Below are 12,671 nucleotides of genomic sequence, written 5' to 3'. Positions count from 1 at the left end.
AACTCCCAAACAAATGTTGCAATCAGAGCTAATGTTGTGACAAATTCTTAAAGCCTAGATTGTTATTATTCCCATTCCGAGGAGAACAAAAGCTCCTGCTGCAATAATCGCAAATATCACAATCGTTACTATTTCACCACTCGTTAAAGACTTACCTTGCTTTTTTAGCGCCATACTGTAAAGCACAAAACCTGGCAAATAACCGATGCAAGTTAACATCAGCAAATCCCAACCGTTGAGAATTGTTCCTATTACAAAGAAGATGACAGCCACAGCAGCAATTGCGACTTGACCATAGCTTTTCTTGTTTAGCGAATATTTCAGATTGTAGGCCGCAGCAAGAGTCCATGTGAACACAATTGCGACTGTACACATGCTGAAAGCAAAGTTATAGGCGTCCTCCGAAACGATTAACGTGACCATGATGACTTGAGTACAAATGCCAACGATGATCAAACCAATAAATGGTGATTTAAACTTGTTGAGTTTTCCCCAGTATTCTGGCAACAGCTTGTCTTCTGCCATTTCCTGAGCCGTTTCGACTGGAAGAATCGTAAATGACAGCCATGCTCCAATGATTGAGAAAATGATTACGACAGACAAAAAGCCGCCGCCGAAGCCAGGCATAATTTGTTCAAACACATATGTCGCGGCAGGATAACTCAGTGTTGCCACCTCAGTGTAGGGCATAACACCATATGGAATGATTGCCATGCACAAATAGGTAACAAGTAGAATCAAAAGACCAAGAATGGTCGCTTTAGACACATGACGCTTTTCTCTGGCGCGAGATGACAAAACAGTCGCTCCTTCAATGCCAATAAATGCCCACATGATGATCACAAAACAGCCAATGACTTGCTCGGGCAGGCCGCCAAGACCAACAGCATCTTCTCCTGCTTGACCCGATGCAACATAATTGTTGTAAACGTTGCCCCAGAAATCTTCTGTCAAAATGCCAGCATTAAACGACATGGCAGCGAAAAGAATGAACACAACGATACCAAGAATTTTTGCAACCATGACGCACGCATTAACAAATGAAGCGCTTTCAATTCCTCGAATTACAAGGCCTGTGATGCCCCACATGACTACTGAGGCAAAAATCAAACATGGAATTGGTATTCCTCCGTCGAACGACCATGGTGGATAGAAATAACCAATAGTTTGACAAATCAAAGTTGCATAGGCGACATTACCAAGCCAAGCAGAAAGCCAGTAACCCCAACCCGAAATAAATCCAGCAAGAGGACCAAACCCTTCAGACGCATAGGAATAAACACCTGTGAGATCAGCCCTTTTTGTTCCAAGATTTGCAAGTGAAAGAGCAAGGCAGGTAAAGCCAACTCCAACAATTGCAAACGCAATTAAAGCACCGCCAGGCGAAGCTACGCCCGCGATTTGGCCAGTCATAGCGAAAACGCCAGTGCCAATGCACGCGCCAACAACTATACCAATTAGGCCAAATAAACCAACTCCCTTATTCATAATCGATCCTTTCCCTTCTTAGCGTGTTTTCTGGCGGAATTTCTCCCGCCAGACTACACCTTCGAATTCAAAAGCCTGCTCGGCGCCCTATCCGCGCACAAGAGGCATGCTCATGCAACGTGGGCCGCCGCGCCCACGCGAAAGTTCAGCACTTGAAATTTCGAGAACTGTGATTCCGTGGTCTCTTAAGACTTCGTTAGTGACATCGTTTCTGTCATAAACAACAACTGTACCAGGAGCGATGCAAAGGGTGTTAGAGCCATCGTTCCACTGCTCGCGCTCTGCAGCAATTCGGTTGCCTGCGCCACAAGGAATGAGTTTCACTTCACATTCGAGATATTTACCCAAAACATTTTCAAGAGTGTCTTCGATCTTGCTAACTTCGACTACGCCATCGACTTTTTTCAACTCAAACACAGTGAGCGTTCCCATAATTCCTGGGTGAATTGTAAATTTATCGACGTCAATTTGAGTGAAAACAGTGTCGAGGTGCATCATCGCGCGATTGTTTGGAATGTCAAACGCCAAAATCGTGTCGATGGAAGAAGACTCAGCATCAAAAATCTTTTCGGCAATTTTGTCAATTGCAGCAGCCTGGGTGCGCTGCGAAATACCAATCGCAAGGACATGGTCGTTGATGTTTAGGATGTCGCCACCCTCAATGTGAACATCAGCATATCTGTCGTAATACTGCGGAACGTCTTTGTAATCTGGATGATATTTAAAAATATATTCCGCATAAATAGTCTCGCGATTGCGTGTGACTGAATACATGTGATTGATTGAAACGCCATTTCCAATGCTTGCAAACGGATCTCGCGTGAAATATAAATTTGGCATTGGATTGATCACAAGTCGCGATTCTTCCTGTGTGAGCGCCGACAACAAATTCGACTCATCCAAATCTAGCTCATCAACATTGACGCCTTCCATTGTCTTCAAAACGAGTTCTTTTTCGCATTCAATTGCATCAAGAAGTTCATAACATGCTTCAACCAAGCGCTTCTCAGAAACACCCGCTTCAGCAATAAACTGCTCTAAGAATTGCTTCTTTAAATCTGGATTTCCCTTGAGAGTCTCGGCCATGAGGTCTTCCAAATAGACAACTTCCACGCCATTATCTCGCAACACTTGAGCAAATTCGTCATGCTCATCTTGTGCAACTTTCAAAAATGGAATATCGTCGAACAGCAATTCCTCAAGAGTATCAGGCGTGAGGTTGAGAAGTTCTTTGCCAGGACGGTGAAGAAGAACTTTTTTGAGTTGCTGAATTTCACTCTTGACGTTAATACCTGACATTACATCCCCTTTCCATTCAAATAACTGATTTAACAAACGAACATTTGCATCGAAGAAATAAACAGACAAACCTAGAATTAGTGCGCGCAATTGCCTTTGTACGATGCGTTTAATCTTTTATATTTGAGTTTTGGGGGCAATCTTCGGAAGTTTTTGCAGTTGTGGGGTTACTGAAGATGTATTTTGGTATTATTTACATAGGTGGTGGATATAACTCCTAACTAATACCAAAGTGTTATGGAAGGCGTTAAGATGAATCTGCTACTGTTCTACGCGACAATAACTGTGATAATCCTCAGCGTAACCAGCAGTGCAGTGTGTTTTAGCGCTTGGATTGTGTCGCAAAGAAAGACGATGTTGTTTGCGGCGCTGTCTCTCTTCTTTTATTTTCTTGACGTTGTCATCATTTTTCAAGATTCGCTGCTCGTTACAACAGGTTTTAACATAGACAATTCAATCTATCTTCCAATTCGCTCACTCGTGTCAATCTTGACCAGCCTTGGCTACATTGGGTTTCTTTGGCTGCTGATGCACAACATCATCAACCAGAAAGGAAGCTATTTTAAAATCGCACCGCTCTACTTTTTTGTAGCTTTAAGTTTGTTGGTGCTTGCGTTAATCCCTGACTCACCAGAACAACGGTTTGCTTTCTACACAGTTCGAGCGATTTTCATTTACTTCATTCTTCTTTATTCATTCTTTTTGTGGAAAATCAGCAAACAAAAGGAAACTGTGACAAGAATTTATCATTTTAGATATCTGTTTTGGGCAGTGTTGATTTTAAACGCCCTCGTTGTGTTTGAAGATTATCTAACATTTATTGTATTTGCCTACCCCTCCATCGGAAGCGAAGTTCTTGCATTTGGATCGGAACGAAATTATGCAGAAGAGCTGCTAGCTCTTTCATGCGCCACATTCTTTTGCATCGATGCAGTCAGAATTTTGTTGTCTCGCTACAAAAAACCGCCGGTAATAGCATCAAGCGTAATCGCGACAAAAGTGCCAGAAAGCATCACGCAATATTCTCTAAAACACAAACTAAGCGAAAGGGAAGAAGATGTTTTGCGACTCATTCTTGACGGAAAAGACAACAGCAACATAGCCTCTTCTCTTTGTATTTCCTACAACACAGTTAAAGTGCATGTGCGACACATTTTGAAAAAAACAAAATGTTCAAACAGAAAACACCTCATTAGCGACTTTTGGAAAGATGCTTAAGCACTCATTTATTATCAGCAAGCCAACGAGTTGCGCATTCTGCAAGGCAAGCTGAGCCGATTGGACAAACATCTTCATTGAATTGCACTTTAGGATTGTGTGCAGGAAAATCTCCACGCTCATCCATGTAGCCTGCCGATAAATACATAAAAACAGAAGGAACTTTTTCAGCGACAACAGCAAAATCTTCGGAAGCAGAAGCAGAAATCCCAGGATAGGGCTGCATTCCTTCAACGTTCATTTCGCTCATATATTTAACCATCGCTTTTGTTAGCTCTGGATCACAAACGAGTGGGGGCACTTCTGAAAGCATAGTCACCTTTGCAGTTGCACCGAATGCGCAAGCTATTTTCTCGGCAACCTCTTTCATTCTGCGCACGAGAATGTCTCGAGATGAAGCATCGTTTGTGCGAATGGATCCTTCCATGAAGCCCGACTCAGGAATAACATTGTTCGCAAGCCCTGAATGGATTTGCCCAATTGTCATCACGCACGACTTAGATGGATCAACTTCGCGAGAAACAACTGCCTCTAGAGCATTAAAAATGTGAACTAATGCATTTATTGGATCTATAGAATTTTGAGGGTAGGCACCATGCGAGCCCTGGCCAGTGACCTCAATCCTAAAACCATCAACGGAATTCATCATTGTTCCACTGTCGTTATACATATAAATCCCGACTGGCATTTTTCCAGGAGAAACGTGGTAGGCTAGCGCAACATCAACATGAGGGTCCTCCAAAACGCCAGCTTCAATCATGTTTTTTGCACCCTCAAAAGTTTCTTCTGCAGGCTGAAACATAAACTTCACTGTTCCCTGCAGATCATCTTCACTTTCTTTTAACATGCGTGCGGCCGTGATTAGCATTGCTGTGTGGAAATCATGTCCACATGCATGACATTCGGTCCCCGACTTGGATGCAAAAGAAAGCCCACTTTCCTCTCGCATAGGAAGAGCATCCATGTCGGCACGAAGCAAAATACATTTGCCACCCTTGCCTAAAGTGAAAGTTAAACCCTTGCCACATGGCATTGCTTCAATGCCGCACTCCTCGAGTTTTTGCTTAACGAATGAAACAGTTTTTGGAAGATTAAGGCCAGTTTCAGCATTTTCATGAATGCGTCGCCTGTTAGCTATTGTTTCATCTTTTAGCTCAAGCGCTCTAATGTAAAAATCCATAGTCCTTCCCCCTTTTGTAACTACCACCAGAAGTCCTGTTGCGAGCCAATAGTTCACGCAAAAGATAAAATTTTCGCCATCTAAAACCGCCGCAACTAGTACCGAACTGAAGCAACAGCTAAATAATCTTTAAAGCAATTCTTTTCCCGTCATAGTAACAAATGTGTGAACAGTGACCACGATAACTTCAAAACAAACTTTCAATCGTTGCAATAGTGTAAAAAATAAAACGTTACTCAATTAACGTGGTGTGGATTTTCAACAAGGAGATGAGTGGTAAGTAATGCTTTTTACAAAAGATGCAACACTAGAAGACGTTCAGAAAAAGTTTTCTAACGATCATTTTGCTAACGATGTTGTCGGATGTCGATTGACAGAGGTTGGAGTTGGACATTCTGTGTGTGAATTTGATATAGAGGAAAAACACCTGAACGAAAAAGGCAGCGTAATGGGCGGTGCAATTTTTACACTAGCCGATTTTGCGATTGTCACTGCATCAGCAATTGAACAAGATGCAAGCGTTTCCGTGAACATCAACATCGAATATCTCTCTGCCCCAAAAGGTAAAAAACTAATCGCTGAGGCAAATGTTGACAAAGAAGGGCGCAGGCTTGGTTTTTATCGTTGCCTAATCACCGACGACCTAGACAGAAAAATCGCCCGCGTTACAGCAACTATTGCGCATGTTTAGAGAAAAATGGTGCAATAATTAAAACGCTCGCATGAGGTTAGCCAATGCGAACATAAGGAAAGCTAAAGGAAAAACGGAAAGAAGGACAAGGTGTTCTACGACGAAAAAATCGAAACGATGCCACGTGAAGAGCTGCGAAAATTGCAACTCGACAGAATGAAATGGTGTGTTCAATATTCATATGACAACGTGCCATTTTATAAAAAATCGTTTAACGATGCCGGAATTGAACCTGGCGATTTAAAATCACTCGAGGACATCACAAAGTTTCCTTTTGTTTTAAAACAAGACATGCGCGACAACTACCCTGACGGGCTGTTCGCAGTCCCACGCAGCAAAGTTGCTCGCATTCATGCATCTTCTGGTACCACTGGGCAAGCCACAGTTGTTGGGTGCACAGCAAATGACTTAAAACACTGGGGTGAGTGCTTCGCCCGTGGAATCGCAATGGTTGGCGGCGACGAGAACTCAACTATGCAAGTCTCCTATGGCTATGGTTTATTCACTGGCGGCCTTGGCGCACATTATGGTGGAGAAACAGCTGGATGCACAGTCATTCCAACATCATCAGGCAACACGAAGCGCCAAATTCAAATGATGAAAGACATGGGCACAACAATTCTTTGTTGTACTCCTTCATATGCACTCTTAATTGCAGACACTGCAATTGAGATGGGAATTGACCCAAAGAAAGACTTAAAACTCAAAGCAGGCATTTTTGGTGCAGAACCTTGTAGCCAGGGCATGCGCGATGAAATTGCCGAAAAACTTGGCATCCAATATTGCGACATTTATGGACTTTCTGAAGTAATGGGGCCAGGTGTAGCATTTGAATGCAGCGAATTAGGCGGATTGCATTTGGCAGAAGACCACTTCTATGCAGAAATCATTGATCCAGAAACACTGCAGCCTGTGGCCGACGGCGAATATGGTGAACTCGTCTTTACAACCCTAACACGCGAGTGCTGCCCACTTGTTCGCTATCGCACACGAGACATCACACGCATAATCAGCGAGCAATGCGCATGCGGACGCACACACCGCAGAATCGACAAGATTATTGGACGCACCGACGACATGTTGATTATTCGAGGTGTCAACGTGTTCCCATCTCAAATTGAGCAAGTTCTCACGTCATTCCCCGAGATTGCAACTCAATATCAAATCATTCTCACAACCCGCGGCTCACTTGACCATGTTGAATTGCGCGTTGAAACTGTACATGACTTCCCATTCGATGAGATTCGCAAACTTGAAGAACTCAAGCGCCGTTTAGGTTCTGAACTCAAGAGCAACTTGCAAGTGTCGGTTGACATCAAATTGGTAGAACCAAAAACAATTGAACGCAGTGAAGGCAAAGCCAAGCGCATTATTGACTTGAGATAAAGGAGGCATGAAACTAATGATTTCGCAGTTATCAATTTTTCTCGAAAATGAAAGTGGAAGACTTGCAGCAGCAACTCGCGCTGTGAGCAACACAGGTTCAAACATGAGTGCCCTGTTTTTGGCAGACACGCAAGACTTTGGCGTTGTTCGAGTTCTTTGCGACCGCCCAAAAAAGACTGCCGAAGCTTTAAAGGCAGAAGGATGGCGCGCTGCGGTAACCGACGTTTTGGCAGTTAAAGTGCCCGATCATCCAGGCGGGCTTGCCGATTTACTTGAATACCTCGACGAGCACAGCATAAATGTTGAATATGGCTACTGCATCTCAATTAAAGAAGGAACAGCCGTAGACATCCTCAAGGTTTCAGATGCGTCAGTAGAGAAAATGCTAGCCGAAGCAGGGTTTAGTCCAGTTCAAGCAAAAGAAATTTATGAAGTCGATTAACTTTTTGCGGCTACAAAAGTGTCAACGCATTTCCCTGTGAGAGCCAAGAAAAGCTGTCGAGCTTGATTTGTCGTTCAGTCTTTAATTTGCCTGCAACCACACTCGGAAAAAGCAAGCAACAAACAGATTTTTAACAGCGCGATAGCGATAGCGCCAAGCAACCATGCCTGGCGCTATTTTAAATTCAATTATTATCAGTAAACCACTGTCAAAAAACCCAAGCTAAACTCCAAGCCCAAACGATTTAACACCATCACGCATGCGTGCTGGACAACTTGTCACAATTATCAAAGCAAAACTCCACACACAGACTCTAATGTTGCTCACAAAATAGTTGGCAAAATCGTTTATTGCTGTTAGTGGCTTTAACTAAAATAGAGCAAGGCGAAATGACGCTTGAAAAGGAGTATATAAAGGAGAAAGATGGAATTACTTTCAGGAAATGAAGCAATCGCACAAGGCGCATGGGAAGCAGGATGCCGAATTGGTGTTGCCTATCCTGGAACGCCTTCAACTGAAACACTTGAGAACTTTGCAAAAAAAGACGGAGTGTATGCTTAGTGGTGCGTGAACGAAAAAGTCGCCGTCGAAGTTGGACTTGGCGCCTCGGCTGCAGGTGCACGCGTTTTGTCGACAATGAAACACGTTGGCGTGAATGTCGCTGCGGATCCAATTTTCACTGCAGCCTACACAGGTGTTGGCGGCGGGTTCGTAATTCTCGCGGCTGACGACCCTGGAATGTATTCCTCACAAAACGAACAAGACTCCCATTACTATGCACAAGCGGCTCACATTCCTATGCTCGACCCTGCCGACTCAAAAGAGGCTCTCGAATTCACAAAGAAAGCGTTCGACCTTTCCGAAGAATTCGACGTGCCATTCTTCATTCGCTCATCGGTTCGAGTTTCTCACACAAAAACACCTGTCGAAAAAGGCGAGCGTGACGAAATAGAATTAAAGGAATATGAAAGCAACCCACAAAAATGGGTAATGATGCCAGCTTTTGCAAAACCACGCAGAAAAGTTCAGCTGGAAAGAATTGAAAAACTACAGAACTGGGCTGAAACTTGTGAGTTCAACCAAGTCGATTTCAACGACACTGCAATCGGCGTGGTTTGTGCAGGTGCAACATACCAACATGTCATCGAAGCACTTCCAAACGCGTCGGTCTTTAAACTGGGATGCACCTACCCACTGCCTAAAAAAACACTGGAGGACTTCGCATCAAAGGTCGATTGTTTGTATGTGATTGAAGAGTCCTCAACCTATTTAACAGAAGCCGTTCGAGGGCTTGGCATTAAAGTTGCCGAATTCCCAGGCGAGCTTAAAAGGGACGGAGAGCTCAGCCCTCGTCTCATCCGAGATGCATTTTGTTTAGAATCACCAGACTTTCAAGAGACTCCAGGAGATTTGCCAGGTCGTCCCCCTGCATTGTGCGCAGGATGCCCACATCGTCTAGTCTTCAAAGAACTGTCACGCTTGAAAGCAATTGTCACAGGCGACATTGGGTGCTACACACTTGGAGCTCTGCCGCCTCTTGCTGCGATGGACACATGCGTAGACATGGGCGCTTCAGTCTCAATGTCTCACGGCTTTGAGTTGGCGCTAAAAGACACTGAGCATCGCCCTGTCGTCGCAGTAATTGGTGACTCAACATTTGCTCACTCCGGTTTGTCATCTATAATTAGCACCGTTTACAACCAGGGCAAAGGCACAATTTGCGTGCTCGACAATCGCACAACAGCAATGACAGGTCGCCAAGGCAATCCGTTTAATGGAAAAACACTTCAAGAGAGACCAACACGGGAACTCGATTTGGAAGGAATCGTGAAAGCGATTGGTGTAACAGACGTTCGCACCATTAACCCTAACAACATGAAAGACGTGAGAAAAGCGCTCAAGGAAGCAACGAAATCCGATGAACTTTCGGTGTTGATTTTCAAGAGCCCTTGCGTTCTGCTTGAAAGAAAACGCAAACCTGCATATGCAGTAACTAACGATTGCACAGCTTGCGGCGTTTGCACAACCCTTGGTTGCCCCGCCATCGCAAAGAACGAAAGTGATGGTCACGCAATGATTGATGCCCAGCAATGCATCGGCTGCGGGCAATGCGAACAATATTGCGCTTTTAAAGCGATTGTTAGCACAGAAGGGCAAGGTGAATAACATGGCAAACACAACCACTGTTGTTTTATGCGGAGTTGGCGGTCAAGGCACAATTCTTGCAGCTGATCTTTTGGCTCGTTGCGCACTTGCCTCGGGATATGACGTAAAAGTTTCTGAAATTCATGGTATGTCGCAGCGCGGTGGTGCCGTAAACACAGTTGTTCGATTTGGAACAGAGCCTGTAAAATCAATGGTTGCCGACTCGGGATGTGCCGATTGCGTCGTTTCTTTTGAAATGACGGAGGCTCTAAGAAACGTGTCTTTCCTAAAAGAAGGTGGCTACTTGCTCGTGGCAGATGAATCAATCAAACCACTGCCAGTTCTCACTGGAAAAGCATCAATGCCAAAGAATTTGGAACAAAAAATGGATGAAGTAGGAGCAGTTGTCATTCCTGCCGTTTCAATTGCAGAAGAAGTCGCGACTTTTAAATCAGTGAACGTGGTTCTTCTGGGAGCACTTGCAACGCGCCTTAACTTCGACAAAAAAGTTTGGGAAGAAGTGATCTCAAAGCGCGTTCCTCCAAAAACAATCGATGCAAACCTGAGAGCATTTCATGCAGGTTTTAAATTTGCCAAGGAGGCCTAAAGACCATGAGCGTAGAACAAATTAGCGTTTTCGTTGAAAGCAAACCGGGGCATCTTTATCGCGTGCTAGATTCATTCACACAGCACAACGTTAGTGTTCGTGGATATAGCGCATCCGACACTGGCGATTATGGCATCGTGCGTTTTGTGGTTAACGACCCAAAACGCGCCATGCAAGTTTTGTCAGAAATGGGTTTTGCTGCAAAAGAATCTGAAGTCCTGTGCATTAGACTAGTCGACAAGCCAGGCGAATTAGCGCGCGTTGTTAAAGTTCTTTCCGACAGCCACATAAATGTGAATTACAGCTATTCGCTGATCTCAACATACATTTGCATGTCGGTAGATGACGTTCCAGCAGCTGAAAGAGAACTCTCAAGCAAGCCAATCGAACTTTTGACACAAAAAGATTTGGCGTAAAAAAACGCTATAGCGCACACATTGAAACAACACGAGGAATAAAAATCCAATGATAGACATAACAAAAAAAGGCGTGGCTCTAAAATGCGCAGAAGACAAAGAATTTAATTGTCTTCCAATTTTCCAACCAGAAATAGAATGTGCCTCACGCGAACGAATTCGTGCAATACAGCTCGAAAAACTCATTGCACAAGTGGAGTGGACCTACAATCGCGTTGCATGGTATCGCGAAAAAATGGATGCAATGGGCGTGACTCCATCCGACATAAAAACTCTTGACGACGTGAGAAAACTCCCCTTCACCGACAAAAATGCGCTGCGTGAAACATTTCCATATGGAATGTTCGCGGTTCCACTTGAAAATGTGCGAGAACTCCATTCATCATCGGGAACAACTGGCAAGCCAATAGTCGTTGGCTACACTCATCACGACATGCAAGTGTGGGGAGAGTGCATAATGCGCCTTGTGCAAATGGCAGGCGTTGTCCCAACTGATCGAGTTCAAATGGCTTTCGGCTATGGAATGTTCACCGGTGGCTTTGGTCTTCACTATGGACTTCAACGCCTCGGTTGCATGATGATTCCAGCAGGTGCTGGCAACACCGAGCGCCACATCCAAATGGTTGAAGACTATGGGACCACAGTTCTCGTTGCAACTCCATCATATGCAATGCACATTTGTGAAGTCGGCGAAAAAATGGGCTATGATTGGGAAAAATCGACGTTGCGCGTTGGACTTTTCGGAGGCGAGCCATGCCCTCCAGGCTTGAAAGCTGAGATTGAAAAACGCATGCACATCGTTTGCACCGACAACTACGGTTTAACAGAGGTTATGGGGCCAGGCGTTTCAGGTGAGTGCTTGGGCGAGCGAAACATGCAACACATAGCAGAAGACCACTTCCTCTGGGAAGTTGTTGACCCTAAGACTGGCGAGCCAGTGCCAGAAGGACAAATGGGTGAGCTGGTGCTAACTCCGCTAGACAAAGAAGCTATCCCCGTTTTGCGCTACAGGACACATGATCTAACTCGCGTTGTGACAGAGCCATGCTCATGCGGAAGAACGACAGCTCGCATGCAAAAAGTTCGCTCACGTTGCGACGACATGCTGATTATTCGTGGAACAAACGTTTTCCCAAGTCAAATCGAAGATGTTTTGAGCGGAATCGATGGTGTGTCGACCCATTATCGAATCGTAGTCGACAACGAGACTGGGCTCGATCGAATGACAGTTTTCACAGAACTAAAACCAGAAGCATTCAGCGACTCTTTCAAACAAATGGATGCATTCCGCAAGCGCATAGAGAAAGAACTTAAAGGTGTTCTTCTTGTTGGCGCAAATGTAAAACTCGTTGAGCCAGGCGGAATTGAACGCACTGTTGGCAAGGCCCACCACGTCGAAGACCAACGAAAGATGTAATTTCTCTAACACGAAGTTCTAGATTCTTTCAAGAATAACAGCTCGAAACTCTTAGTAAGCAAATTTGTTACCCAAAAGAGGAAAGGGGAATTAAAATGATTCCCCTTTTATTACGGAAAATCAGTCAAAGGCGACGTGTTTTAACTCATCACCCACGATAAGCATGCTAAATGGATCAGGATAATCAAAAGTAAAAAGGTTAAAAGCTATCGAGCCCATTCCTCATAAAAGAAGCCGACCTAAACGATGATTCCGGATGTCGGTTTTACTCCGATTTGCCAACTGTTTCACCGGGGATAAAGATGGTTACATTCTTTCAATAATTTCTAACGCATTTCCTCGATAAAGCCTTTTATCCCGATTTGAAATCTAGGAAAAAAGT

At 44.3% G+C, this 12,671-nt stretch carries 12 protein-coding genes; 9 read left to right on the top strand and 3 right to left on the bottom strand.

All coding sequences use genetic code 11. The features are described from left to right. Positions 1 to 54: 54 nt before the first annotated feature. Positions 55 to 1,488 carry an amino acid permease gene (locus tag FXZ76_RS02015; protein ID WP_079535458.1) on the bottom strand — a complete coding sequence of 478 codons (1,434 nt, stop codon included), beginning with the start codon at positions 1,486 to 1,488 and terminating at the stop codon, positions 55 to 57. An 87-nt stretch (positions 1,489 to 1,575) separates the two neighbouring features. Next, a complete protein-coding gene (gene arcA, locus FXZ76_RS02010) occupies positions 1,576 to 2,787 on the bottom strand; it encodes an arginine deiminase (RefSeq protein ID WP_079535457.1) in 1,212 nt (403 codons plus the stop codon). 252 nt (positions 2,788 to 3,039) lie between these two features. Here arcA and FXZ76_RS02005 point away from each other — a divergent pair, with 252 nt between their 5' ends. After that, the gene (locus tag FXZ76_RS02005; RefSeq protein WP_157887273.1) at positions 3,040 to 4,005 is read left to right on the top strand and encodes a response regulator transcription factor; all 966 of its coding nucleotides are present in this window, start codon (positions 3,040 to 3,042) and stop codon (positions 4,003 to 4,005) included. 4 nt (positions 4,006 to 4,009) lie between these two features. Here the strand turns inward: FXZ76_RS02005 and FXZ76_RS02000 are convergent, their stop codons facing one another. Beyond that, positions 4,010 to 5,185 carry a M20 family metallopeptidase gene (locus FXZ76_RS02000; protein WP_079535455.1) on the bottom strand — a complete coding sequence of 392 codons (1,176 nt, stop codon included), beginning with the start codon at positions 5,183 to 5,185 and terminating at the stop codon, positions 4,010 to 4,012. Between the two features lie 283 nt (positions 5,186 to 5,468). Between FXZ76_RS02000 and FXZ76_RS01995 the strand changes: the two genes are divergently transcribed. The 8 genes from FXZ76_RS01995 to FXZ76_RS01965 all read left to right on the top strand — a co-directional run bounded on the left by FXZ76_RS01995 (position 5,469) and on the right by FXZ76_RS01965 (position 12,289). Beyond that, positions 5,469 to 5,876: a PaaI family thioesterase gene (locus FXZ76_RS01995; RefSeq protein ID WP_079535454.1), complete on the top strand. Its 408-nt coding sequence runs from the start codon at positions 5,469 to 5,471 to the stop codon at positions 5,874 to 5,876. A gap of 117 nt (positions 5,877 to 5,993) precedes the next feature. Then, a complete protein-coding gene (locus FXZ76_RS01990; RefSeq protein WP_407947011.1) occupies positions 5,994 to 7,262 on the top strand; it encodes a phenylacetate--CoA ligase family protein in 1,269 nt (422 codons plus the stop codon). 16 nt (positions 7,263 to 7,278) lie between these two features. Beyond that, positions 7,279 to 7,704 carry an amino acid-binding protein gene (locus FXZ76_RS01985; RefSeq protein WP_079535452.1) on the top strand — a complete coding sequence of 142 codons (426 nt, stop codon included), beginning with the start codon at positions 7,279 to 7,281 and terminating at the stop codon, positions 7,702 to 7,704. A 423-nt stretch (positions 7,705 to 8,127) separates the two neighbouring features. Further along, entirely contained in the window at positions 8,128 to 8,265 is a 138-nt protein-coding gene (locus FXZ76_RS06405) for a hypothetical protein (protein WP_231961726.1), read from the top strand. A 6-nt stretch (positions 8,266 to 8,271) separates the two neighbouring features. Beyond that, positions 8,272 to 9,870, top strand: a complete 1,599-nt coding sequence (locus tag FXZ76_RS01980; RefSeq protein WP_231961725.1) for a thiamine pyrophosphate-dependent enzyme — start codon at positions 8,272 to 8,274, stop codon at positions 9,868 to 9,870. Position 9,871: 1 nt separating this feature from the next. Beyond that, a complete protein-coding gene (locus FXZ76_RS01975; protein ID WP_079535451.1) occupies positions 9,872 to 10,456 on the top strand; it encodes an indolepyruvate oxidoreductase subunit beta in 585 nt (194 codons plus the stop codon). A gap of 5 nt (positions 10,457 to 10,461) precedes the next feature. After that, positions 10,462 to 10,872 (top strand): amino acid-binding protein, encoded by a 411-nt coding sequence (locus FXZ76_RS01970; protein ID WP_079535450.1) that lies wholly within the window; start codon positions 10,462 to 10,464, stop codon positions 10,870 to 10,872. A 49-nt stretch (positions 10,873 to 10,921) separates the two neighbouring features. Next, complete coding sequence (locus FXZ76_RS01965) at positions 10,922 to 12,289, top strand: phenylacetate--CoA ligase family protein (RefSeq protein WP_079535449.1); 1,368 nt, start codon at positions 10,922 to 10,924, stop codon at positions 12,287 to 12,289. Positions 12,290 to 12,671 lie beyond the last annotated feature (382 nt).

Origin of the sequence: Phoenicibacter congonensis (assembly GCF_902386915.1) — a bacterium.
GTDB classification, from domain to species: Bacteria; Actinomycetota; Coriobacteriia; order Coriobacteriales; family Eggerthellaceae; genus Phoenicibacter; species Phoenicibacter congonensis.
The sequence above is the reverse complement of the archived record's forward strand: the minus strand, read 5'-3'. Positions and strand labels throughout refer to the sequence as shown.